This is a genomic window from Bradyrhizobium sp. Kon58 (assembly GCF_055807455.1).
Map to the genome: position 1 here is coordinate 1 of NZ_JBVVOT010000044.1, position 24195 is coordinate 24195.

Annotated in this window: 25 protein-coding genes; 8 read left to right on the forward strand and 17 right to left on the reverse strand. The window is 63.7% G+C overall.

Annotated elements, in window-relative coordinates; genetic code table 11:
• Positions 1-255: 255 nt before the first annotated feature.
• Positions 256-489 carry a hypothetical protein gene (locus AC0L20_RS36800; protein WP_245313367.1) on the reverse strand — a complete coding sequence of 78 codons (234 nt, stop codon included), beginning with the start codon at positions 487-489 and terminating at the stop codon, positions 256-258.
• A gap of 52 nt (positions 490-541) precedes the next feature.
• Here AC0L20_RS36800 and AC0L20_RS36805 point away from each other — a divergent pair, with 52 nt between their 5' ends.
• A complete protein-coding gene (locus AC0L20_RS36805) occupies positions 542-739 on the forward strand; it encodes a hypothetical protein (protein ID WP_473295239.1) in 198 nt (65 codons plus the stop codon).
• A gap of 30 nt (positions 740-769) precedes the next feature.
• On the opposite strand, the gene AC0L20_RS36810 is transcribed toward AC0L20_RS36805, so the two are convergent.
• The 3 genes from AC0L20_RS36810 to AC0L20_RS36820 form a co-directional block, all read right to left on the reverse strand.
• On the reverse strand, positions 770-1369 hold the full coding sequence (locus AC0L20_RS36810) for a hypothetical protein (protein WP_473295240.1): 600 nt from the start codon (positions 1367-1369) through the stop codon (positions 770-772).
• A gap of 241 nt (positions 1370-1610) precedes the next feature.
• Positions 1611-1988, reverse strand: coding sequence for a response regulator (locus tag AC0L20_RS36815; protein WP_027518408.1), 378 nt, complete (start codon positions 1986-1988; stop codon positions 1611-1613).
• 241 nt (positions 1989-2229) lie between these two features.
• Positions 2230-2838 (reverse strand): TetR/AcrR family transcriptional regulator, encoded by a 609-nt coding sequence (locus AC0L20_RS36820; RefSeq protein ID WP_473295241.1) that lies wholly within the window; start codon positions 2836-2838, stop codon positions 2230-2232.
• A gap of 129 nt (positions 2839-2967) precedes the next feature.
• Here AC0L20_RS36820 and AC0L20_RS36825 point away from each other — a divergent pair, with 129 nt between their 5' ends.
• Both AC0L20_RS36825 and AC0L20_RS36830 read left to right on the forward strand, forming a co-directional pair.
• Complete coding sequence (locus tag AC0L20_RS36825; RefSeq protein ID WP_473295242.1) at positions 2968-4206, forward strand: MFS transporter; 1239 nt, start codon at positions 2968-2970, stop codon at positions 4204-4206.
• 212 nt (positions 4207-4418) lie between these two features.
• The gene (locus AC0L20_RS36830; protein ID WP_473295243.1) at positions 4419-6269 is read left to right on the forward strand and encodes a caspase family protein; all 1851 of its coding nucleotides are present in this window, start codon (positions 4419-4421) and stop codon (positions 6267-6269) included.
• A gap of 196 nt (positions 6270-6465) precedes the next feature.
• Here AC0L20_RS36830 and AC0L20_RS36835 read toward each other — a convergent pair whose 3' ends face one another.
• Together AC0L20_RS36835 and AC0L20_RS36840 are read right to left on the reverse strand one after the other, a co-directional pair.
• Entirely contained in the window at positions 6466-7383 is a 918-nt protein-coding gene (locus AC0L20_RS36835; protein ID WP_473295244.1) for an NADP-dependent oxidoreductase, read from the reverse strand.
• A gap of 369 nt (positions 7384-7752) precedes the next feature.
• Complete coding sequence (locus tag AC0L20_RS36840) at positions 7753-8565, reverse strand: aminoglycoside phosphotransferase family protein (protein ID WP_473295245.1); 813 nt, start codon at positions 8563-8565, stop codon at positions 7753-7755.
• A gap of 314 nt (positions 8566-8879) precedes the next feature.
• On the opposite strand from AC0L20_RS36840, the gene AC0L20_RS36845 reads away from it, so the two are divergent.
• Positions 8880-9152 carry a hypothetical protein gene (locus tag AC0L20_RS36845; protein ID WP_456769586.1) on the forward strand — a complete coding sequence of 91 codons (273 nt, stop codon included), beginning with the start codon at positions 8880-8882 and terminating at the stop codon, positions 9150-9152.
• A 28-nt stretch (positions 9153-9180) separates the two neighbouring features.
• Here AC0L20_RS36845 and AC0L20_RS36850 read toward each other — a convergent pair whose 3' ends face one another.
• The 4 genes from AC0L20_RS36850 to AC0L20_RS36865 all read right to left on the reverse strand — a co-directional run bounded on the left by AC0L20_RS36850 (position 9181) and on the right by AC0L20_RS36865 (position 13093).
• Complete coding sequence (locus tag AC0L20_RS36850; protein ID WP_473295246.1) at positions 9181-10440, reverse strand: acyltransferase family protein; 1260 nt, start codon at positions 10438-10440, stop codon at positions 9181-9183.
• 228 nt (positions 10441-10668) lie between these two features.
• Positions 10669-11223 (reverse strand): hypothetical protein, encoded by a 555-nt coding sequence (locus AC0L20_RS36855; protein ID WP_473295247.1) that lies wholly within the window; start codon positions 11221-11223, stop codon positions 10669-10671.
• Between the two features lie 252 nt (positions 11224-11475).
• Positions 11476-11643, reverse strand: a complete 168-nt coding sequence (gene rpmG / locus AC0L20_RS36860; protein WP_045008041.1) for a 50S ribosomal protein L33 — start codon at positions 11641-11643, stop codon at positions 11476-11478.
• A 124-nt stretch (positions 11644-11767) separates the two neighbouring features.
• Positions 11768-13093 (reverse strand): LLM class flavin-dependent oxidoreductase, encoded by a 1326-nt coding sequence (locus AC0L20_RS36865; protein ID WP_473295248.1) that lies wholly within the window; start codon positions 13091-13093, stop codon positions 11768-11770.
• 215 nt (positions 13094-13308) lie between these two features.
• Here AC0L20_RS36865 and AC0L20_RS36870 point away from each other — a divergent pair, with 215 nt between their 5' ends.
• Positions 13309-13869, forward strand: a complete 561-nt coding sequence (locus AC0L20_RS36870) for a hypothetical protein (protein WP_456769590.1) — start codon at positions 13309-13311, stop codon at positions 13867-13869.
• Here the strand turns inward: AC0L20_RS36870 and AC0L20_RS36875 are convergent, their stop codons facing one another.
• The 4 genes from AC0L20_RS36875 to topA are packed head-to-tail and all read right to left on the reverse strand — an operon-like array spanning position 13870 to position 20207.
• Entirely contained in the window at positions 13870-14616 is a 747-nt protein-coding gene (locus tag AC0L20_RS36875) for an NUDIX hydrolase (RefSeq protein ID WP_473295249.1), read from the reverse strand.
• Between the two features lie 32 nt (positions 14617-14648).
• Positions 14649-15083 (reverse strand): DUF983 domain-containing protein, encoded by a 435-nt coding sequence (locus tag AC0L20_RS36880; protein ID WP_473259555.1) that lies wholly within the window; start codon positions 15081-15083, stop codon positions 14649-14651.
• Entirely contained in the window at positions 15077-17446 is a 2370-nt protein-coding gene (gene rnr, locus AC0L20_RS36885) for a ribonuclease R (protein WP_473295250.1), read from the reverse strand. Before rnr ends, AC0L20_RS36880 begins: the two co-directional genes overlap by 7 nt.
• A gap of 7 nt (positions 17447-17453) precedes the next feature.
• Entirely contained in the window at positions 17454-20207 is a 2754-nt protein-coding gene (gene topA, locus AC0L20_RS36890) for a type I DNA topoisomerase (RefSeq protein WP_473295251.1), read from the reverse strand.
• A gap of 226 nt (positions 20208-20433) precedes the next feature.
• Between topA and AC0L20_RS36895 the strand changes: the two genes are divergently transcribed.
• Positions 20434-20673, forward strand: coding sequence for a hypothetical protein (locus AC0L20_RS36895; protein ID WP_007603303.1), 240 nt, complete (start codon positions 20434-20436; stop codon positions 20671-20673).
• Between the two features lie 308 nt (positions 20674-20981).
• Here AC0L20_RS36895 and AC0L20_RS36900 read toward each other — a convergent pair whose 3' ends face one another.
• Both AC0L20_RS36900 and AC0L20_RS36905 read right to left on the reverse strand, forming a co-directional pair.
• Positions 20982-21536: a flavodoxin family protein gene (locus AC0L20_RS36900; RefSeq protein ID WP_473295252.1), complete on the reverse strand. Its 555-nt coding sequence runs from the start codon at positions 21534-21536 to the stop codon at positions 20982-20984.
• A gap of 237 nt (positions 21537-21773) precedes the next feature.
• Positions 21774-22244: a winged helix-turn-helix transcriptional regulator gene (locus AC0L20_RS36905; RefSeq protein ID WP_473295253.1), complete on the reverse strand. Its 471-nt coding sequence runs from the start codon at positions 22242-22244 to the stop codon at positions 21774-21776.
• 121 nt (positions 22245-22365) lie between these two features.
• On the opposite strand from AC0L20_RS36905, the gene AC0L20_RS36910 reads away from it, so the two are divergent.
• Positions 22366-23139, forward strand: coding sequence for an SDR family oxidoreductase (locus AC0L20_RS36910; protein WP_473295254.1), 774 nt, complete (start codon positions 22366-22368; stop codon positions 23137-23139).
• 176 nt (positions 23140-23315) lie between these two features.
• Entirely contained in the window at positions 23316-23498 is a 183-nt protein-coding gene (locus AC0L20_RS36915) for a hypothetical protein (protein WP_473295255.1), read from the forward strand.
• A gap of 71 nt (positions 23499-23569) precedes the next feature.
• Here the strand turns inward: AC0L20_RS36915 and AC0L20_RS36920 are convergent, their stop codons facing one another.
• A complete protein-coding gene (locus tag AC0L20_RS36920; protein WP_473295256.1) occupies positions 23570-24178 on the reverse strand; it encodes an FMN-dependent NADH-azoreductase in 609 nt (202 codons plus the stop codon).
• Positions 24179-24195 lie beyond the last annotated feature (17 nt).

Sequence of the window (24195 nt, forward strand, 5' to 3'; positions counted from 1 at the left end):
TCAAGCCTCCCTTCAACTGAGACGCTTGAATCACAATCCAATTTCGAAGGGAATCCCTATTGAGTACAGACCCTAGTCGGATCAATAGCTTACGTCGGCCGCAAAACGGCTGATGCAGACGGCAATGCCGTTTGACTCGTCGGGCAAAACAGGAGCATCCTGCTAGCATCCCGAACATCCCACGAACTTCGCTGTCATCGCGCAGGCGAGGAATCCGGCACGCCACGGCGGACCAGCGGGCATCCATTCTTCAAGTCAGGGAGGATACGGCTCCGACCATTCTGCCTTGGCCAGGGCCGCGCCGGTGCTGGACTTTGCGATGATCTCGTAAGTGTACAGGCCGGAATTGCAGGGGCCCCAGGTTCGTAAGCTCTCCGGCTTCACGATGTTGTCTGAAGGAAATGGGATCTCCTGGCCGCCCATCTCGTAGTTCTTCTCTCTGCGAAACTTGACGACGATCGTGCGCGTGCCGGGCGGAACACTTTTCATCTTGATTTCGGGATTTGGAAAGACGGTGGTGCAGGGCCGCGGAGGTCCAAACGTGAATTGGATCTTCATCTCGTCAGCCGCGGCCGGGGTGCAGATGATCGGGAATGAAATTAGCAGCAACGACGACAATCTAATCATGGGCACGCCCCAAAAAGAAACCAGTGTATCGGCAGGGCCGCCTGATGCCAAGTTTACCCGTTTTTCGCTCTCGCAGCCCTCTTCGGGACGTCACAAAAAAGGCCCGCCGTAGCGGGCCCTGTGGAGATGGAGAAAGTCCGGGTCACTTCTGATCGACGTTGCTGGTCCCCGAGCCGGGCGTGCCGATCGGCAAACCATTCGCCGCATGACCGACGCCAACGCCGGGCGCACTGACCGCTCCTGGAGTTTGATCCTGTGGAAGCGTCTTGACCCCGGTTCTTGCTTGTTCCGCGGGGCTCATCTGCCCCTTGTTGTCGCTGTTGGCACCGTTGGTGGCCGTGATGCCGGACCTGTCGGTCCCGTTTGGCGTGCCCGTCTGCGTCGACCCGGACGCGGTGTTGCCCGTGCCCGAGCTGCCCGGTGCGGCCGGTGTGCTCGCGGTGTTGCCGTTCGGCGTCGGGGGCTGAACGTTCGGATTGGTTGGAGAGTTGTTGGTGTGAGCGCCGGTTGAGGTTGCGTTTGTGCCCATGCCGGATGGGGCCGAGGGACCTCCATTGGCGGCACCAGACGTGCCAGTGCCTGCACCTGAGCTCGCGGATGATCCGGACGCGCCGCCGCTCGCCGCCGCGCCACCCGCGCCTCCGCCGGCACCACCACCACCACCACCGCCGCCTTGTGCGAAGACGGGCGCGGCAACAGCGAAGGACAGTGCGGCTGTAAGAAGAAGCGTTTTTCGATTCATGACCTTCTCCAGTGTAAAGAAGGTCAACTACGCCGAAATGACGATGGTTCCTTTTCCTCCACTCGCTTCAGGAGTTCAGCTTCTAGCGGAGCTTCCTGATCAATTCGCGGACGTTCGCGGCATACTCTTCGATGGTTCTCATCCCTCTCGCGCACTTTCACTTCTGGCTCGGACGTCGGTGGATCATCGCTCATGCGTCACCCCAGCTGTCCCTCGGCAGCCGACTTTGATCAAGACTAGATCAATGCGAAGGTGGGACTTGGTTGAGCAGCTGCGATACTGCCGTAACGACCTGGGCGGGCGCGAAGGGCTTGCTCAGCAGAACGCTATTGGGCACGCCGTGAGAGGGCCACTGATCGGCTCCAGCGCCGGTCATATAGACCACCGGCATCTCTGGATTGATCTCTCGGGCTTGCTTTGCAACGTCCCAGCCGGTGAGCTTACCGGCCAAATGAACATCGGTGAGCAACGCGCGGTATTTGGTGGGGTCGCCTTTCAGCAGGGCAACCGCGTCCTCGCCTGATGAAACAATCTCGGTCTGAAATCCACCGTCTACGAGGGCCTCGCCCACCATCTCTTGGATGAGAGCTTCGTCCTCTACAATGAGGACTAGCAACAATTGGCTATCTTGCACCGGCCCCACCCTCTGTCGCGCACCATCGCGACAGTACAGATAAGTGTAAAAGTGCACAAAAGTTCCCGCATGGAAACCTGCGCCGCGTGCACTCCCTCAGCGATATCGGCGCGCTCTCTTGGAGAGGTCGAAGGTGAAGCATGGCAAACTGGGGTGGAGACTGCGGTGCGTGCTCTCCCATCCGCCCTCTTGCGGCGAGCGGAATCGCGTTGACCCTTCAGCTGCGTCAGGGATGCCGGGCCGACCGCTTGCCTCGCTTCACCGCAGCCTCGTCTCCCACGTCCACCCCCGCATTCCGCAACAACACCGTCGCCGCCTCCTTCGCGGCACGCGCCATTGCGGGGTCGTCGCGGACGAGGTCCTGGGCGATCGAGCCGTCGACCAGCAGCACGAGCTGCGTTGCGAGCGCCTCCGCGTTCGCAATGCCGAGCTCGTTCAGGCGGTCGCGAAACCAGATGCGGCGGCTTTCCTTGAAGGCGATGGCGATCTTCTTCACGGCGCGGTCGGCCGGGCCAAGCTCGGCGACCGCATTCACGAACGGGCAGCCGCGAAAGTCTTTGGCGGAGAAGCGGCGCTCCAGCGAATCGAAGGTGGCGAGGATCTGCTCGGCCGGGGGCTTGTCCGAGGGGCGGGGCTGCACGAAACGGCGCTCCAGATAGGCCGCGATCAGCGCGTCCTTGGAGGGGAAGTGGTTGTAGAGCGTGCGCTTGGAGATGCCGATCTCGGCCGCGATGGTGTCGACGCCGATGGCGCGAATGCCCTGCAGATAAAACAGCTTGTCGGCGGTCTCGAGGATCCGCTCTTTCATCGTCTGTGGGGCGGGCGGGGGAGCCATGCGGCGGTGAATGTCCTGTTCGCTTGACAGCGCGCGCTAACCATAGCCTAAGTACACAGGTCTGTGTAACCAAAATCAATCGATATTGCAGACGACGGCGCCCGCGCCGCGCCGATAAGGGAGAACAAAATGCCCCTGTTGCAGGTCCTGCGCCCGACATTGCCCATCCTGATCGGCGCCTCGATCATGCTGACGCTGAGCATGGGGCTGCGGCAGAGCCTCGGCATCTTCATGCAGCCGCTGACCCACGACATCCATCTGTCGATCTCCGACTTCACACTGGCGCTGGCCGTGCAAAACCTCGCCTGGGGCTTTCTCCAGCCGCTCGCAGGCGCGATGACCACGCGCTACGGCTTCCGTCCGATCATGATCGCAGGCTCGTTCATGTACATCGCGGGCCTGGTGCTGATGGCAACCGCGAACGGCCTCGTCGCCATCATGATCGGCGCCGGCGTGCTGATCGGCACCTCGCTCGCCTGCACCGCGGCGGCAATCGCAATGTCGGTGGCGGCGCGCGCGGTGCCCGCGACGGTGCGTTCCACCGTGCTCGGCATCGTCTCCGGGGCGGGCTCGCTCGGCGCGCTGCTGTCGGCGCCGATCGGGCAGATGCTCAACGAGGGTTTTGGCTGGCGCGTCGGGCTCGCCGGCTTCGTGGTGATGTCGGTGCTGATGATCCCGGCGGCCTGGTATGCCGGGCGCGTCGACGCGGTCCCGCTGCCGAAGCCCGCGACTGACGAGATCGTCGATGCCACGGCGATGATTGCCGCGAAGACCGCCTTCGGCAATGCGTCGTTCGTGGTGATGACCTGCGCCTATCTGGTCTGCGGCATGCAGCTCGTGTTCCTCACCACGCACCTGCCGTCCTATCTCGCGATCTGCGGCCTCGATCCGATGCTGAGCGCGCAGACGCTCGGCATGATCGGCGGCTTCAACGTGCTGGGCTCGCTGTTCTTCGGCTGGGCCGGCCAGCGCTGGAACAAGCTCGCGCTGCTCGGCGGCATCTACGTCCTGCGCTCGCTGGCGCTGGCCTGGTACTTCATGCTGCCGGCGACGCCTGCCTCGACCTTGCTGTTCGGCGCCATCATGGGCTTTTTGTGGATGGGTGTCGGTCCGCTGGTCGCGGGCGCGGTCGCCGAGATGTTCGGCCTGCGCTGGCAGGCGATGATCCAGGGCCTCGCCTTCATGAGCCACCAGATCGGCAGCTTCCTCGGCGCCTACGGAGGAGGGGTGCTCTACGACGCGCTCGGCTCGTATACCATGGCCTGGCGCATCGGCGTGGCGTTGGGATTGGCCGGCGGCATCATCCAGGTCGCCTTCGCGCTGATCCGACCATCGCAACCGCCGGCGCCGGTGTTGCGGACGGCGTAGCGGGGTACCGACCTCAGAGGCACTGGCATTTTTCGGATCCTGTCGGAACACGACGGGTCGGTTGTCGGCCGCGGCACAGGGCGCGTCGAGGGCATCACTGCGAATCTCGTCGGCCTCTTTGCTCGAACGCCGAGTGACCCAAGTCACAGAACTGTATTGCGTTCGGGAACGTTCCGGATACTACTTTATCCCGGTGCTTTCGCGGGGCTACGATGGGCGCATTCAGACTCGTCACATGTCTGATCCTTCTGCTTGGGTTGGGCGGAGTCGCGCACGCCGAACGTCGCGTCGCCCTGGTCATTGGCAATTCGGCCTACAAGAGCGCGCCGCTTCTCTCCAATCCCGTGAACGATGCGACGCTGGTCGGCGGCATGTTCAAGAAAGCGGGTTTCGACAGCATCGACGTCAAGCTTGATGTGAGTGCTGCCGAGATGCGCAGGTCGTTGCGCGAGTTTGCCAACCGAACGCGCGATGCCGATGTCGCCGTCATCTACTATGCCGGGCACGGTATCGAGCTGGACGGAAACAACTATCTGATCCCGATCGATGCGACGCTCGAAACGGACGGCGATGTGCTCGACGAGACGGTAGCGCTTGATCGTGCGCTGTTTGCCGTCGAGTCTGCGAAGCAGCTTCGGCTTGTCATACTCGACGCCTGCCGCGACAATCCGTTTGCCAGGACGATGAAGCGCACCGTGGCTTCGCGCGCCGTCGGTCGTGGTTTGGCCAAGATCGAGCCGACGAGCCCCAACACCATGATCGCGTTTGCCGCAAAGGCGGGCTCGACGGCCTCGGATGGTGACGCCAAAAACAGCCCGTTTGCCGCAGCTCTGGTCGAGCGGCTGCCGACGCCGGGGCTCGATCTGCGCAAGGCCTTCGGATTCGTCCGCGACGACGTTCTCAAGAGCACCGGCTACAAGCAGGAGCCCTACGTGTATGGCTCGCTGGGTGGCAACGATGTCTCATTGGTCCCCGCCAAGCCGGTCACGGTTGGACCGCAACCCAACCCGCAGGACGCGATCCGCCGGGACTATGAGTTGGCGATGCAGATCGGCACGCGAGAGGTCTGGACGGCTTTCCTGGCTCAATATCCCGATGGGTTTTATGCCAGCCTTGCCAACGGACAGTTGAGCAGGGTTGCGGCCGAGGAAGCGCGCGCCGCCGCGGCCGACAAGGCTCGGCAGGCCGAGGACGAGAAGGCCCGGCTTGCTACGGAGCGCGGCAGGAAGGCCGAGCAGGACAAGGCGGCGGCCGCAGCCAAGGCGGCCGAGGATGCCAAACTCGCCGCAGAGAAGGCCAAGCAGGCCGAGGAGGCGAAGGCGACCGCTGCCGAGCAGCGGCGCAAGGAAGCCGAGGCTGCTGTTGCCAAGGCGCTGGCCGACAAGCTCGCCGCCGAAAAGGCCCTTGCCGACAAGATCGCATCCGACAAGGCTGCGGCCGAGCTCGCCGCCAAACAGGCGGCGGAAAGGAAAACGCAGGCAGACGGCGAACAGAAGATCGCCGCTCTCGCCCCTATCGCATCGCAGCCCGGCATGTCTGCGCAGGAGACGGCGAAGTTGCTGCAATCGGAATTGCGCCGGGTAGGATGCTTCGCAGCGGCAGCCGATGGGGACTGGAGTGCATCGTCCCAGCGCTCGCTGACATTGTTCAACAAGTACGCCGGCACCAAGTTCGACGCCAAGCTTGCAAGCTTCGACGCGCTGGACGCGATCAAGGCGAAGCCGGGTCGGGTCTGTCCTCTGGTGTGCGATCGCGGCTTCAAAGCCGACGGCGACGCCTGCGTGAAAATCGCGTGTCGCTTTGGCTATCGCGTCAACGATGACAACGAATGCGAGAAGATTCCGGAGAAAAAGCCCGTTGCTACAAGAGATGACTCGAACAGGCGAGACGAGCAGCGCAAGCAGGTCGAGTCCGCGCCGGCCAAGCCGCAGGCGACCGGCCAGATGTTTTGCAACGGAGCAGGGTGCAGGCCCGTACGGTCCGGCTGCAAGCTGGTTCCCGGCGGCTCGAGTCTGCCTTCTGGCGATGGTAGGCCTAAGGCAATGCTGGAGGTTTGTGGTTAAGGTCGGCAGCCGCTTCGGATATTCAGCCCGACAGTCGAGCGTCTCGGTCGCGGCCGATAGTGAGAGCGCCTTTCGCCGAGATGGTCGGCGCGCTGGACGTATGCTTATGAGCGTCCGCCTTGGAGTCTACAGCGGACGCTGCGCTTGCTTGGTCGTGACCGCCGGCTGGCGGCGTGCATCGATGAGCGTGCGTCTCTCAGGGACGAATGTTGATAATCGTATTCCCCTTGCGTCGCTTGGTCGGATTTAATGCGGCGACGGCATCGTCGAGATTCGCGACGTTGCCGATGTTCGTCCGCAGTCGTCCGTCCCGCACCCGCTGGACGATCTCACTCAGTTGGGCACGATCGGACTCGACGACGAAGTCGACCGCCAGGCCATCGGAGGGCCGCGTCTCGGCCGGCCCCACGATTGTCACCAATGTTCCTCCGGCTCGGATCCGTGCTGCGGATCGCTTCTGGATGTCACCGCCGATGACATCGAACACCAGATCGACTTTGCCCACGTCCCCCAAGGTGTCGTTGTCGAGGTCGATGAACTCCTTCGCGCCGAAGTCGAGCACTGTCTGACGGTCGGCGGCGCGTCCAGAGCCGATGACGTAGGCGCCGGCCTCTCGTGCGAGTTGCGTCACCATCGACCCGACTGCGCCGGCCGCGCCGTGTGCGAGGACGCTTTGCCCCGCCTGAAGGCGGCCGTGTTGGAACAGCCCTTGCCACGCCGTCAGGCCCGAGATCGGCAGACTCGCACCCACCGTAAAGTCGACGTCGCCCGGCAGCGGTGCAAGGTTGCGTGCCTCGATCGCCACATACTCGGCCAGTGTGCCGTCGCGATACCAGTCCGCGAGGCCGAACACCCGCTGTCCCACTGACAGCCCCGTCGTGCCATATCCGAGGGCGGAGACCACTCCGGCTAGCTCGTGCCCAGGGATCGACGGTGTTCGGTCACGTTCGAGGCGATCGGTCCAGGTCGATGGCCACGCCAGCTCAGTCGGTACAAATCCCGACGCATGAACCTGAACGACGACGTCGTTTATCGCTGCCTGCGGCTCGGGCCGGTCCATGAGCTTCATCCCGGCCGTTCCTGCGGCCTGGTCCGTTACAACGATCGCCTTCATGGGAATTATCTCCTCGGTCATTTGTCTCTTGGTCGAATAATGCAGAGAGCGGGGACGCACCGGCTATCCACAGAATGCCGGGCCGTGTGGAACGCCTGTCTCCGTGTCCGCAATCTCCGCTGTCCGCATTGACCGGGGCTCCCACTCATCCTGATGGATCGGGATCGCTCCGGTCGCTGGTGTCAGCCATTAGATGCGTTGCGCCCGGCTATAAAACAGTACCAAGAATGCCGATTTTGGCTGTACCAAGCGCGACGGCCGCCTCCCGATACAACTCGATTGTGCCAAACGGCTCCATTGGCTGCCGAGATTTGCTCGGTGATCGAGAGCGCCTTGAGAGGGCGAACAGGAATCTGGATTGCGGACGGTTCAGTCTTTCGAGCGCAGCCCCGCTTCGATGCGCTGGATCAGTTGCTCCCGCAGCGCAGGCACCACGTTTCCGAGGACGACGAAGGTGCGGACGATAGGCAGATAAGGCTCCATTGCCGCCCTCAGCTCCGCCAGAGACATGCCGGCCAGCCGCGCATATTCGGATTGCGCCGCCGCATTGGTCGCGCGCGGCCGCTCCGGATTGTCGGCTATTTCCGGGGCGAGCTCGGACAGGATGACATGCAAGAACCCAAGATCGAGGGCGGCGGGCCCCCGCATCGCGAAGGTCCAGTCGACGAGCTTTGGGCCTTCCGCCGTCATGATCACGTTGCCGGGGCTAAGGTCGCAATGGCAAATCCCGTCGCCGGTCGGCAGGCGATCGATCAGGGCGAGGATATCGGTGGCGATGTGCTTCGGGACCTTGCCGTCGTCGTGCCGCAACTCGCTCTCCATATACGCGCGCATGGAGAGGAGCTCCGGCGGCGCGGACGTCTTGTGAAGAGTCATGGCCAGCGCCGCGACGATCGCGCCCGCCCGTTCGAACGTCACCGCGCCGGTCCGCGAGAGATGCAACAGGGTCGGTCCGTCGAGGCGCTCCAGCACGATGCCGAAGCGCCCATCCAGCGTCACCTCGCCGAATACCACCGGCACCGGGGCGCCGGCGGCCCGCACGGCGCGGATCATGCGTACCTCGTGTCGGCCGAGCAGATGAGAGACGCCGGCCTTGAACAGCTTCACCACCTGACCGGGCGCCCAGGCGTAGGCCTCGGAGAAGGCGCCTTCACCGATCTTTTCCCCCAGCGATCCCCGCATGCCCGTTCTCCGCCGTGCAGATGAAACACCGGCGGCGAGAAAAAAGGAACCCTTCACGTCGCGAGGGCAGCCGGAGATCATGATCGCGTTTTAACCTGCAGGGACCTTCGACAGCGTTCGCGCTGATCCGACCATCGCAACCGCCGGCGCCGGTGTTGCGGACGGCGTAGGCGAGGGTGTGCTCGCCGGAGTCAAGTCCAGAGGATGACGCTGATATCGCGCCGACCGGGGGTGACGCATTGGCAATGGTTGTAGTATTTGCTATCGTACATCCTGAGATAGCATTGAAGCTATCCACTATTGGGGAGAAGACGATGAGAGCTTCGGTTTCTCTTCTTGCGGGTTTGACCATTCTGTCGGTCAGCGCAGCCAGCGCCGCCCCTAAGGGCGCTTCCGCTTCGATCTCCGAAACGAAGGTCAGCTCGGTCGCGTGTTCCACGTCTGGTGGAGGCTTCGGGACCTATCCGGCAGGCTGCCGAAACGGCGCAAACTTCAAGAGCTACAACGAATGCAAGGAATCAGGCGTCAAGCGCGGCTGGAGGCACGAAGACATGGCATGGTATTGCAGCGGGCTGGGACTGCAATAGCGAGCAGACGCCAAAGCGCGGGGACGGTTCATTCTGATCTCATCGCGCTCAAGGGCACCGCGACATTCACCTTGACCGACACGGGCAGCGGAAGGCGCAGCCCGCGGGCCGAAGCCTGATAGCGCGATGCCGGCTGTCTCTTCGGCAGCTTTCCGAAATGCGAGAGGGCCTGCATCAGCGCGGATCTGACGGCGGGCTCGACCTTCGCACAAATGAGCCAGCAGACCAGAACAAGCAGGCCCAGCGCGATCCAGACGGCCGAGGTGGCATCGAAACCGGCATCGACCAGGGCACGAATGATCGCGGTGCCGATGACGTTATGCGTGAGATAGAGCGGATAGGTGATCAGTCCGATCGTTCTCAAATAGGCTGGTGTTTCAGGAGAAGCTTTGCCCGCAGAGCGCCTGCTCCGCTTCGCGGCAATGGCAATGAGGAGCACTGCAGCAGCCCAGACCATGATCGGCACGAGAGCCGATTGATCCGAGATGGCGGGGATAGACGTCAAGAAGAACGAGGCGAAGAAGTAGATTTCCGCCGCGCCTGATAGACACGTGATGGCAATTGCGACTTGTTCGAGCGCCGTCAATTGTCTGTTCGCGGAGATGAACAGCCAGATCCCCAGCGCAAAGAAGCAGCCATGCGTCAGCAGGAATGCCGCGCACGGCACCCGAAACATCAGAATGACGAGGTAAGGCAAGTCGGATGGCGTCGTGCATGACAGCACGAGCAGCGCGACGGCATTGAATATTGCGCTGTAGATGGTGAGGCCCCAGGCCAGGTGCCGCAGGGTGACCTTCTTGGTGAGCATCGCGCAAAACACCAGACCATAAAATGCCGTCTCGGCTGCCAGCGTCCAATAGACCTCGTCAAGCCACTGACCAGTGACTCCCTTGGGGACCATCAGCATGGCGTGGATGTAGGGCAGAATGAGTTCGGATGCCGGTCCGCTCCCGAAGAGGAGCAGAACAAGGAAGGTCGCGGTCGCGCAAACCCAGACCGCCGGATAAATCCGAAGCGCACGACCAAGAAGAAACTCGCCCGGCGACGATGTGCTCGCGGAATTCGCGATGACGAAACCGGAAATGACAAAGAAGATTTCGACGCCGACCCAGCCGAACCACGTGTAAGACGCGGCGGACGGGTAGAGAACATCGGCGGCGACGGTGCGCTCGAAACCCGGGACGCCAATCGAGGTCCAGGCCCAGGACCAGAACATCTGGTGGAACATGGCGACGCCGAGGGCGGCGGCGAAGCGCAGCGGATCCAGCAACGGCAAATGGCTCTTCACGGGAATGGACCAGGTTCATGCAACGATCCCGCTGGAGATATTGGAGCCGGTGAAGGCGCTCTGCGAGGTGGGTCACACTTGGTCCGTCGTGGTCGAAATGCGCAGGATCTTTGGGTTAGTCACGTAACCCTGCTCTCATGTCCGGACGCAACGCCACGCGCTGCGTCCGGGTCTGGACACGAGTGAGCTGAAGCTCGATCGCAACAGAAGGACTGCGGAGAGGATGGACTAGCGCGTGCGTCCTGACCGCTTGAGATCGGCGACCTTAAACCTGTTGCCGGCGGCCAGGCTGCTGCACAACCAGTGGGCCTTGTTTCGGTTGTCGCCCAGGAACGTTCTGGTGTCGACGCAATCCAGGTAGGATTTGTGGGTGATGGTGTCGCGGCAGGTTGGCGAGAAAGGACCGTAGTCGATGTTGCCGCCCGACAGGCTGCATCCCACCCAGGGATCCTTGCCGCTTGGGAAGCTTGATGCACAGCCACCGTTGCAGCTGCTTGCGACTTTCTCCAGGCTGGCAATCCTCCCCATCACAGAACCCGGCGCATACGTAGGCGTGCGCGCGACTGACGTTTGAGCTGTTGACGCAGTCCGACGCGGCGCAATTGTGTTTGCTTCCCGCTCCGACACGTGTGGCCTTGCGACCTGTTTCGGCGCGTCGACCGTGACGGGGGGAATCGTGGCGGCGGAGCCGGTTGGGATCTGCGACGCTGCCGGCGCGCACAGCAAGATTGTTGACAAGGCAGCGATGGTTGAAGGCACGACAAGGCTTGATGAGAATCTCATGACCATGTCCTTCCAAATCCGGCACGGACATTCCGCCCGGCAAGTGCACGGTAACATACATTCGGAAGCGAGCAACCGGGGGTTGAGAGAATGTCTGGCGATGACTCGCTGTGCCGAGCTCAGCCCTCGTGCCCAGGTCGCAGCGTAGCGTCACGTCCACGGGGCGCTGCGCGTCCGGGACACGAGAGAGGGGCCAAAATAAAACGGGGCCCGAAAGGGCCCCGCAAAAGTCTTCTACGTTCCGCGATCTTCTTACTTGATCTTGGATTCGCGGAATTCGACGTGCTTGCGCGCGACCGGATCGTACTTCTTCTTGACCAGCTTGTCGGTCATGGTGCGCGAATTCTTCTTGGCGACGTAGTAGAAGCCGGTGTCGGCCGAGGACACGAGCTTGACCTTGATGGTGACCGCTTTGGCCATGTTCAATACCTCAGGAATGAAGGGAATCTGGAGCCGGCCAAATGGCCCGCGTTGGCCGGCAACCTAGCCAGAAACCGCCTGATGTCAAGATTTTAGGGGTCGAGAACCGCTCAAATCGGCCCGATCAGGCCTCGAAGAACCGGTTTTTGGGCCGCGGCAGGCCGAGATTCTCCCTCAAGGTGGGCCCTTCATACTCTTTCCGGAAAATCCCGCGGCGCTGCAGCTCCGGGACCACCTTGTCGACGAAATCGTCGAGGCCGGCGGGCAGGAACGGGAACATGATGTTGAAGCCGTCGGAGCCGCGCCCGACCAGCCACTCCTCCATCTGGTCGGCAATGGTTTTGGCCGTGCCGATGAAGGAGAGCCCGCCATAGCCGCCGACGCGTTGGGCGAGCTGGCGCACCGTGAGCTTGTCGCGCGCGGCGAGGTCGACCATGCGCTGGCGGCCGCTCTTGCTGGCATTGGTCTCGGGGATTTCAGGGAGCGGTCCGTCCGGATCGAAGCCGGAGGCATCGGTGCCGAGGATGACCGAGAGCGAGGCGATGGCGCTGTCGTAGTGCACGCGGCCGTCGAGCAGCGCGCGCTTCTCCCTGGCCTCGTCGACGCTGTCGCCGACCACGACGAAGGCGCCGGGCAGGATCTTGAGGTGCTCAGGGTCGCGGCCGACCTTCTCCATGCGGCCCTTGATGTCGGCATAGAGTTTCTGGCTGTCGGCAAGGCTGCCGCCGCCGGTGAAGACGGCTTCCGCGGTCTCGGCCGCGAGCTGCCTGCCGTCCTCGGAGGCGCCGGCCTGCACGATCACCGGCCAGCCCTGGACCGGGCGGGCGATGTTGAGGGGACCGCGCACCTTCAGATATTTGCCCTGATGGTCGAGCACATGCATCTTCGCGGGATCGACGAACACGCCGCTGTCGACATCGCGCACGAAGGCGTCGTCGGCAAAGGAATCCCACAGGCCGGTGACGACGTCGTAGAACTCGCGGGCGCGCTTGTAGCGCTCGGCGTGCTCCATGTGGTCGTCGAGACCGAAATTCAGTGCCGCATCCGGGTTCGAGGTGGTGACGATGTTCCAGCCCGCACGGCCGCCGCTGAGATGGTCGAGCGAGGCGAAGCGCCGCGCGACGTGATAGGGCTCGTCGAACGTGGTCGAGCCCGTCGCGATCAGGCCGATCCGCTCGGTGACGGCCGACAGCGCCGACAACAGCGTGAACGGCTCGAAGGAGGTGACCGTGTGGCTGCGCTTGAGCGCATTGACCGGCATGTTCAGCACCGCGAGGTGATCGGCCATGAAGAAGGCGTCGAACTTGCCGGCCTCGAGCTTCTGGATCAGCGTCTTGATGTGGCCGAAGTTGAAATTGGCGTCCGGCCAGGCCCCGGGATAGCGCCAGGCGCCGGTGTGGATGCTGATCGGGCGCATGAATGCGCCAAGCTTGAGTTGCCGTTGTGCCATCGCCCGGTGTCCGTTCTTGGTGTCGTTGCGGAAGACATAGGCATGCCGCGGAACTCCGCCATTGGGGGAGGCGGGAAGATTATTTTGTTTTTCGATGCGCTCTCAGCACATTCGCGTCATCCCGGGCCGCGCCCGGAATGGCGGAGGAGTCCCATCGAACCGATCCACGGCTCACTCCGACCAAGCCATGACTTTCGCTCCCAAGGAGATCTTCGATGGCAGGTGCAATGACCGTGGACGGGCGCATCGTCCGCATCGACCGGCCCATGCCCTGGGTCGGGCGGCTGCTGTCATTGCCGCTGCTGGCGGCGAGCTTCTATCTGCTGTGGAATGTCGCGCTCGGCCTGCGGCAGGATTTCTCCGGTTTCGGCCGGCTCGCCGATGATCTCATGCCGGTGCTGGTGTTCACGGGACTCGGGCTGCTCGTCGGCATCCCCGGAATCATCCTGCTCACCTTCCGCACCTTCGTCGTGCTGAACGAGACGCTGCGCCAGATCGTCATCACCAGGCAGTTCGGCCCGCTGAATTTTCGCAACCATCGCGATCTCGCCGATTATCATTTCATCAGCATTACCGACGAGGACGATCCGGAGCTGACGACATACGATGTCAATCTCTGCGGCAACAAAGGGACTGAGCCGATCACGCTGATGAGCTTCACTAAGCGCGAGGAAGCCAGTCGGTTCGCCAGCGAGCTCGGGCGCGTGCTGAACGTTCCCGCGCGCGACTATGTCGGCACCGAGCCTGATGCGGACGATGCGGACGTCACAAACTGATCAGCTCAAAATATCCTTCTGCATCTTGCCGCCGTAGAAATGGAAGAACGGCACCGGCGCATCGTGGCGGAGCGGGCCGGTGGCAAGCCGCGCGTCGAGCTCGTTGAGCACGTTGCGCGTCATCGGATGCAGATCGGCGAGCGGCTTCGAGCCGAGCTCGACCCAGACCAGTTCGACCAGCTCGGCATCGGCATGGATCACGCCGTCGACGCGATGGGTGATCGCGGAGGCGTCCGCCGTGAAGAAGCGCGTGTCGAACCGCTTGACGCGGCCGGGCGGGGTGATCGCGCGCGCGATCAGGAACAGGCTGGAGGGATCGGGCAACAGGCCCGCATCGGCGAACGGCTTCCAGGGGCCTTCGAGTTTTGCCTTTCCCTCAGCCTTGCGCCCGAGGCAGAGACCGGTTTCCTCGCAGGCCTCGCGGATCGCGGCAATCGCCAGCGACTTGGCGCGCGAGGCCGGCGTCTTCGGACTGCCCTTGGCGAGATTGGCTTCCAGCTCGGCGGTTACAGGCGCCGCGCACGGCACGCGGTAATCGTCCTTGTCGACGCGGCCGCCGGGGAAAACGAACTTTCCGGGCATGAACACCACCTTGTCGTGGCGCTTTCCGACCAGGACCTTTGGAATGGCTCCGCTGCGATCGACCAGGATCAGTGTCGCCGCATCCCGCGGGCGGAAATAGGGATGATGGTCGGCTTCCTTGCCCTCGTGGATTTTTGCCTTTTCCGCCTGCGCCGTATCCGTCATGTCCTCACCCGAACTACTTTTGCTTATTTTGCTTACACAGGCGGAATACCATCCGTCGGGTTCTCGTCAAACCCGTGCATACGCAGAGCCCATTGCAATCCGACCACGGCTCCCTTCACCGGCTGGAGCAGTGCGAGCGAGGCGACAAAGGTGAAGGGCAGATAGGCCGCGAAGCTGATCCAGACCGGCGTGGTGTAGTTGGTTTCGATCCAGAGGATGCTGGGCACCACGATATGGCCGACGATGACGATGACGAGATAGGCGGGCAAATCGTCGGCCCGATGCGGGGTGAAATCGAGGCCGCAGACCGCGCAATTGTCCGCGGTCTTCAGGAAGGCGCGGAACAGTTTTCCGTCGCCGCAGCGGGGGCAGCGGCCGCGAAAGCCGCGCTTCATGGCAGCGAAGACGTCGCGCTTCTCGACGAGGCCGGTCTCGCGGGTCCAGATCTTCGGGGCTGTGCTCACCATGCCTTACCCTTCTGACCCTTGCCCTTGCTTTTTCCCTTGCCCTTGCTTTTTCCCTTGGCCTTTTTCCCCTTGCCGGGCTTCGGCTTGTCCGGCTTGCGCTTCTTGTCGGGACTGCGCCCGGGATGCGCCTTGAATGAGGGGCGGCGTTGCGGACCGGATCCCCTGCGGCCGCGCGGCGCGGTCTCCCCAGTCGAGGACAGCAGCTCGAAGCGCAACGCGCCTGCGATGGGAGCTGCCTCGATCAGGCGGACGTCGACGACATCACCGAGCTGATGCATGGTGCCGCTGCGCGTGCCGACCAGGGCGTGGCGGCCCTCGTCATAGTTGAAATATTCCGTACCGAGGGATCGGATCGGGATCAGGCCGTCGGCGCCGGTTTCAGCGAGCTTGACGAACAGGCCGGCGCGCGTGACGCCGGAGACGCGGCCCTGGAAGCTCGAACCGATGCGATCGGCGAGATGGTGCGCGATCAGGCGGTCGACGGTCTCGCGCTCCGCTTTCATCGCGCGCCGCTCCGTCACCGAGATGTGGGCGGCGACCTCGCTCAGGGTTTCCGGCGTCTCCGTGTCGGGCAGCGCGCCTTCGCCAAGCCCGAGCGCGCGAACCAGCGCACGGTGCACGACGAGGTCGGCATAGCGGCGGATCGGCGAGGTGAAATGCGCGTAGCGGCGTAGGTTCAGACCGAAATGACCGTAATTCTCCGAGGAATATTCGGCCTGCGCCTGGGCGCGCAGCACGACCTCGCTCACCAGCGGAAAATGGTCATGACCTTCGAGCTGCGCCAGCACGCGGTTGAACAGAGCGGGACGCAGCGCGCCACCTTTCGCGAAGGGAACGTCGAGCGTCTGCAAAAATTCCGCGAGCGCGTGGACCTTTTCCAGGGTCGGCTCGTCATGCACGCGGTAGATCAGCGGCAGCGATTTCTTCTCGAGCATCTCGGCTGCCGCGACGTTGGCGAGGATCATGAACTCCTCGATCAACTTGTGCGCGTCGAGCCTGTCGGGCACGACGACGCGATCGACCGTGCCGTCGTTCTTCAGCAGGATCTTGCGCTCGGGCAGATCGAGATTGAGCGGATCGCGCTCGTCGCGCGCGCGCTTGACGCAGGCATAGGCGGCATAGAGCGGCCGCAGGATCGGATCGAGCAGGGGCCCGGTGGTGTCGTCCGGCCTTCCGTCGATCGCGGCCTGCGCCTGGGCATAGTTCAGCTTGGCCGCGGAGCGCATCAGGATGCGATGGAAGCTGTGCGAGCGTTTGCGCCCGTCCGGAGCGATGATCATCCGCACCGCGAGCGCGCCGCGCGGCTCGCCCGGCACCAGCGAGCACAGATCGTTGGAGATGCGCTCCGGCAGCATCGGCACGACGCGGTCGGGGAAATAGACCGAGTTGCCGCGGTCGAGCGCGTCGCGGTCGAGCGCGGTGCCCGGCCGCACGTAGAAGCTCACATCGGCGATGGCGACATCGACGATGAAGCCGCCTCTGTTGTTGGGATCGGGATCCGGCTGCGCGTGCACCGCGTCGTCGTGATCCTTGGCATCGGGGGGATCGATGGTGACCAGCGGGACGTCGCGCCAGTCCTCGCGCCCCTTCAGATTGGCCGGCTCCGCCGCTTCGGCTTCGCGCTCTGCCGCGGGACGGAATTGCAGGGGGATGTCGTGCGCGTAGATCGCGATCAGGCTGATCGCCTTCTCCGACTTGACCGAGCCGAGCTTCTCCTTGACCCGGCCTGACGCGAGCCCAAAGCCGCGCGAGCGGATGATGTCGACGCTCACGAGATCGCCGTCCTGCGCGCCGTGCGTCTCGGTCGGCGCGATGTTCAGCTCGCGGTCGGCGGACTTCTTGTCGACGGGGATGAGCCGTCCGCCGCCTTCGGGCAGGCTGCGGAAGACGCCGAGGATGCGGGTCTTGGTCTTGTCGAAGACCTTGATGATGTGGCCGCGATAGGCCGGGCCTTCGGTCTCATCGGAGCGCTCGACGCGCAGCAGCGCGCGATCGCCGACGCCGGCTGCGGTGCCGGGTTTTGGCCGGCGCGGCATCGTGATGAGGATCTTGGGCGGTTCCCCGCTTTCGACCTCGTCCCATTCGGTCGGGGAGGCGACCAGCTCGCCGTCGGCGTCGCGGCCAGTGATGTCGGCGACCAGCGTCGGCGGCAGGCTGTCCGGCTCTGAAATCGTATGGCGCTTTTTCTTGACGAGACCGTCGTCGGCGAGCTCGCGCAGCATGCGCTTGAGCTCGATGCGGTCGGCGTTCTTCAGGCCGAACTCGCGCGCAATTTCGCGGGTCCCGACCTTTCCGGGATTTGCCTTGATGAAGGCGACGATGGCTGCCCTGTCGGGAAAGCCACGGTCATTCTTGCGTTTCACTTAGCCTCTATTTGGTGCCGGCACTTTTCTTGGCCGGAGCTTTGGCGCCAGCTGCCTTGGTCGGCGACGTCTTGATGGCCGAAGTCTTGGCCGTCGACGACACGGCGGCGCGCGCCTTGCTGGTGGATTCGGATTTGGGTTTGGCCGCCTTCTTCGCGGCCGGCTTTTTGGTTTTTGGCGCGGCGTCGTCGCCCGCCTTCGCCGCAGCCTTCTTGGCCTTGGCCGGCTTCGCCGCCTTCTTCGGCTTCTTGCCGCCGCCCTTGGCCGCGCGCTCGTCGATCAGCGCGATCGCCTGCGGCAGCGTGATGGCGTCTTTCTCGATGTCGCTCGGGATCGTGGCGTTGACGCCGCCCGCCGTGACATAGGCGCCGTAGCGGCCGCCCTTCACCGTGACGGTGCCGAGGCTGGGATGATCGCCGATCGCCCTGCCGGGATCGGCGCCGAAGCGGCGGCTCGGGCCCTTGGCGATCTTCTCCGCGATCAGCGTCACGGCCCGGTTGATGCCGATGTCGAACACTTCGTCGCCGGCCTCGAGGCTGGCATAGGTCTTCTCGTGCTTCACGAACGGCCCGAAGCGGCCGAGGCCTGCGGTGATCGGCTCACCCGTTTCCGGATGCTTGCCGATCTCGCGCGGCAGCGACAGCAGCTTGAGCGCGAGGTCGAGCTCGACATCTCCAGGGGAAGTCCCCTTCGGAATGCCCGCGCGCTTCGGCTTCTCGCCTTCCGCATAATCCTTCTGCTCGCCGAGCTGGATGTAGGGGCCGAACCGGCCGGCCTTGACCCAGACATCGCGATCCGTATCGGGGTCCTGGCCGAGCGAACGATCGGCCGTTGCCTCGCCGTCGGCGGCAAGCTGACGGGTGTAGCGGCATTCCGGATAGTTCGAGCAGCCGACGAAGGCGCCGAACTTGCCGGCCTTCAGATTGAGCCGGCCGTTGCCGCAGCTCGGGCATTGCCGGATGTCGCCGCCGTCGGTGCGGGGCGGGTAGATGTGCTGTCCCAGCATGTCGTCGAGCACGTCGAGCACCTGGGCTACGCGCAGATCCTTGATCTCGTCGACCGCGCCGATGAAGCCGGTCCAGAAATCCTTCAGCACCTGCTGCCAGGAGATCTCGTTGTTGGAGATGCGGTCGAGCTGCTCTTCCAGATTGGCGGTGAAGTCGTATTCGACGTAGCGGGCAAAGAAGCTTTCAAGGAACGCGACCACGACGCGGCCCTTGTCCTCGCCGTGCAGGCGCTTCTTTTCGAGCTTGACGTAGCCGCGGTCCTTGAGGACCTGGAGGATCGAGGCATAGGTCGAGGGCCGGCCGATGCCGAGCTCTTCCATGCGCTTGACCAGCGAGGCTTCGGAGAAGCGCGGCGGCGGCTCGGTGAAGTGCTGGGTGACGGCGAGCGACTGCCGCTTCAGCGCGTCGTTGGGGCTCATCGCGGGCAGGCGGCGGGAGTCCTCGTCCTCCTCGTCGTCGCGGCCTTCCTGATAAAGTGCGAGGAAGCCGTCGAACTTGACGACCTGGCCGGTGGCGCGCAGGTCGAGCGTGCGGCCGCCGACCTTCGCCGTGATGTCGACCGTGGTGCGTTCCAGCTCGGCCGATTCCATCTGGCTCGCGATGGTGCGCTTCCAGATCAGTTCATAGAGTCTCGCCTGGTCGGACTCGAGCTTGCGGCTCATGCTGTCGGGGCGGCGCGACATGTCGGTCGGCCGGATCGCTTCGTGGGCTTCCTGGGCGTTCTTGGCCTTGGCCTGGTACTGGCGCGGCGCGTCCGGCACATAGGCGTTGCCGTAATCCTCGCCGATCACCTTGCGCGCCTGGGTGATCGCGGACGGATCGATCTGCACGCCGTCGGTACGCATATAAGTAATGAGTCCGGTGGTCTCGCCGCCGATGTCGATGCCTTCATAGAGCCGCTGCGCGATGCGCATGGTGTGCGCCGGCGCAAAGCCGTATTTGCGGCTGGCTTCCTGCTGCAGCGTCGAGGTGGTGAAGGGTGCCTGCGGATTGCGCCGGGCCGGCTTGGCATCGACCGTGGTCACCGCGTAGGCGGCTGCTTCCAGCGCCTTCTTGAAGTCTTCGGCTTCCGCGCCGGTGCCGATGTCGAGGCGCTGGATCTTCTTGCCGTCGGCGCCGACGAGACGGGCCTCGAAGGCATCGCCGCGCGGCGTCAGCAGGGTCGCGATCAGCGACCAGTATTCGCGCGCGACGAACTTCTCGATCTCGAGCTCGCGGTCGCAGACCAGCCGCAACGCCACCGACTGCACGCGGCCCGCCGAGCGGGCGCCCGGCAGCTTGCGCCACAGCACGGGGGAGAGGGTGAAGCCGACCAGATAGTCCAGCGCGCGGCGCGCCATATAGGCGTCGACCAGCGCACCGTCGATCTGGCGCGGATGCTTCATGGCGTCCGTGACCGCCTGCTTGGTGATGGCGTTGAACACCACGCGCTCGATCTTGTGGTCCTTGATCGCGCGCTTCTCTTTCAGGACCTCCAGCACGTGCCAGGAGATGGCCTCGCCCTCGCGATCAGGGTCGGTGGCGAGAATCAGGCGGTCAGCGTTCTTGAGGGACTTGGCAATGTCGTTGAGCCGGCCGGCCGCCTTGGGGTCGATCTCCCAGATCATCTTGAAATTGGCGTCGGGATCGACGGAGCCGTTCTTCGCCGGCAAGTCGCGGACATGGCCAAACGAGGCTAGAACCTCGTAGGACGAGCCCAAATACTTGTTGATCGTCTTGGCTTTCGCCGGCGACTCCACAATGACGATATTCATGTAGTTCCAGTAACTTATGGGGAAATTTGGGGCCGAATTCGATGAGATTCGGGTCGGCCCTTTCGTCCCGAACATGGGTGGTGAGGCCGTCGCTGTCAAATCGAGGGCTGTTGAAAGCCATCCCGATGGGAAAAGTTTCATATCGAGAAAGTTGCAAAATACCACCTTGGAGTTGCGGCCGATGTCGGCGTAATGTTTCTTCGGGGCATGGATTCGGGTGGGGCTGGTGACTAAGCCAGGAAAGAAACGGGCGGGCGCCGCATCGCGCGCGGCGGGAGGCTCGCGTCACGAGGAACCGGGGGAGGGCGGCGTCGAGGAGGCGGTCGCCTTCATTGCCGAGCAGGTCGGGGCACTGCGCAAGCTCGCCGAGCGTCACAAGCTTGATGTGCTGCATTATCTCCTGGGAATGACCAAGCTCGAGGCCGACGAGCACCTGCGGCTGCGGAGCAAGCGCAAGCTGTCGTGAAGGCGAAGACCAAGCGGAATCGATTACGCTCGCTCTCCCTCCTGTGTCGTCCTGGCGAAAGCCAGGACCCATACCGCGAGGTCTATCGACCTCACCGCGGTGCGAATTCCGGGTGACGAGCCTTCGCCAAACTCCTCCTTGGGGTAATGGGTCCTGGCTTTCGCCAGGACGACGTTGGAGAGACAGCGCGCGCCCCGCTGAAGCCGCCGCCGCGGCTTCAGCGTGGTACCCGCGTCGGGAAGGTACCGCGGACCTTTTCCGTCAGCACGTGCGCCTGATAGGCGCTGCGCTCGCAATGACGGGTGAGGTTAGCCGTTGCGGCTTGCCATTTTGGCCAATCGCAGGCCGAGATATTCGGCCGTGCCGAGGTCGCTCTGCGGCAACGAGCCGTCAATCAAGTGTGTTGCCAAGCCAAGCTGGCTGCCCAAACGATTGCGGCCGCTCGGATCCTCCCCACCCGGAATATCCAGTCCGCACCAGAGCATGCCGTGCTGCGCGGCCAGAATGGAAAAGTAGGTCAGTGTGTGGAGTTGATCGCCGCTTGCGCACGCGCCCGTGGTGAATCCGGCTGCGATCTTGTTGGCCCAGGCTTGCTTGCTCCATCTGTCGCTCGAAGCGTCTGCAAAAGCTTTGAATTGGGCGGCGGGTCCGCCCATGTAGGTGGGGCTGCCAAACGCAACGGCGTCGGCGCGGTCGATCGTCTCTAGTAAGCTCTCATTCTGAAAGCGGCCTGACAGGATGTCGTCGCCGGTGATGCGACAGAGCGTGACCTGCGCCTTGCCATCCGCTCCGCGCGCGACCGCATGCGCCAGCTTCTCGGTGGTGCCGGAGATGGAAAAATAGACGATGGCGAGCAGGGGCATGGTGGTGCCACTTTGGTGGGACCTCGCCATCCTTCACGCTGGCGATGTCTTGTACAAGTCCTGCCGCGCCACACTCGCTCTCCCTCGGAGTCGTCCTGGCGAAAGCCAGGACCCATACCGCGAGGTCTATCGACCTGAGCGCGGTGCGAATTCCGGGTGACGAGCCTTTGCCAAACTCCGCCTTGGGGTAATGGGTCCTGGCTTTCGCCAGGACGACGTTGGAGAGATAGAGCGCCGCTATGCCATCGATCGCCGTCGCGGCGCCGGCCGCGGCTTCAGCGTGGTATCGGCTTGCGTCAGCAATCGCCCGTCCTCGGCGCGTAGTTCGAGCTTCTTCACCGGGCGGCCTTTCTCGCGATCGACCAGGATGGTCGCGATCTCCGATGGGCGATCGTCGAATTCCTCGCTCCATTGGCGCAGCGCTACCAACACCGGGAAGACGCCGCGGCCCTTCGGCGTCAGCACATATTCCTCGTAAGGGCTGCCGTCGGAGGCGGGGGCCGTGGTCAGGATGCCGTGGTCGACCAGCGCGCGCAGCCGCGCCGACAAGATGTTCTTGGCCATGCCGAGCTTGCTCTGAAACTCGCCGAAGCGGCGCAGGCCGAACAGCGCCTCACGGATGATCAGCAGGGACCACCAGTCGCCGATCGCCTCCAGCGATCGCGCGATCGGACAGGCATCGCCCTCGAAGCTCGTTCGTTTCACCATGGTCGGGTCCTTTCGCGATCGCACGGTCCGGTCGCCGTTCACGCGCTCGTGTGGTTGCATATTAAAACCAGATGGCCTAGATGGCAATCGTAGTTTTATGATGCAACCACTGGAGGCGAACGTGAGACTGAAGAACAAGACGGCCCTGATCACCGGCGGCAATAGCGGCATTGGACTGGCAACGGCAAAGCTGTTCGTGGCCGAGGGCGCCAAGGTGGTGATCACCGGACGCAACAAGGAGACACTCGAGGCGGCCGCGAAGGAGCTCGGGCCGAACGCGCTCGCGCTGGCCGCCGACGCCACCGACATCGCAGCGACCGAAGCTGCGATCAAGAAGGGCGCCGAAAAGTTCGGCAAGTTCGACATCGTGTTTGCCAATGCCGGCATCGCCGGCGGCACGCCGCTGGGATCGGCCACGCTGGAGGTCTTCGAGAAGGTCATCAGCACCAATCTGACCGGCGTGTTCTTCACCGTGCAGTCCGCGCTGCCTTATCTCAACGACAACGGTTCGATCATCCTCAGCGGCTCGGTGATCTCCGTGCTCGGCATTCCCGGCTATTCGGCGTATGGCGCCGCCAAGGCCGGCGTGCGCGCGATGGCGCGGATCATGGCATCAGAACTGTCGCCGCGCGGCATTCGCGTCAACGTGGTCGCGCCCGGTGCGATCCGCACGCCAATCTGGGGAGCTGCGACCGCCACACCGGAAGCCGAGAAGGCGTTCGAGAAGCGAATCGCGCTGACGACGCCGCTGGGGCGCATTGGTGAAACAGATCACGTCGCCAAGACGGTGCTGTTCCTCGCCTCCGACGATTCCGCGCATGTGCAGGGCCAGGAAATCTTCATCGACGGCGGCGCAGTCGCCTCGCCGAGCGGCGCGCCGATCTATCGTGGCTGATCAATTGAAGTGAAAATTGAATCGGTCGGCGTACGCAAACCGGTTGCGCCGGCCGGTTCCCACGTCTCGCGAGCTGTATTTTCTGAACCTTGCGTGAGGCGTTGAACCTTCGCTTGCGCTGCCAAGACACTTTTACGGGCAGGAGGTCACGAAGACTCATTTCAAGGGAGCCCGATATGCCAAAGGCAGCTCGTATTTTTTCCCCGATTTCAGCACCGCGTATTTACACTGAAAATTCTGCCGTCCCCGCCAAGCGTTCCGACACCTCCGAGTTCATCGGGGTCGCTCTTTTCTCCGGCATCGGCCTGTTCGTTTCGCTCGTCGCCGTCATCCTGGGCATTCAGGGCGCCTGGTTTTAGCTTCGCCGATCGCGCATCGGTCGTCAGCCGCCGCAAGCGATGTTGCGGCGGCTGACGATGTGCGCGTTGCCTCAGGCCGCGCGCAGGCTGGTTGCCGCCTCGAGCGCGCTTGCGAGCGACTTCTCGCGATGCTCCGGCCCGACCTGGATGCCATCGGCGCTGATGAATTCGGGATGATGGATGCCCATGAAGCCGAACACGCCACGCAGATAGCTTTCGAGGTGCTCCAGCGACGCGGCGGGCGTGCCCGCGCCGTAATAGCCCCCGCGCGAGATCGCGAAGATCACGCGCTTGCCGCCGGCAAGGCCCTGCGGTCCGTTGGCGCCGTAGCTGAACGTCTTCCCCGCCACCAGGATCCGGTCGATCCAGGCCTTGAGCTGGCTCGGAATGGTGAAATTGTACATGGGCGCGCCGATCACGACGATGTCGGCGGCAAGGAACTCCTCCAGTGCGGCCTTGCTGGCGGCGAGGTCGGGGCCGAGTTCCGCCGGCGTAGGGGCGCCTTGCGCCGCCGCGAGATGCGAACCGGAGAGATGGGCGAGCGGGCTCTGCGTCAGGTCGCGATAGACGATGTCGAGCGATGGCGTCGCCTGCCTGAGACGGTCGACGATGGCGGCGGAGACCTGCCGGGAAACGGAGTGGGGGCCGAGCACGCTGGAGTCGATGTGGAGGAGTTTCATTCGGGATCACCCTGGTA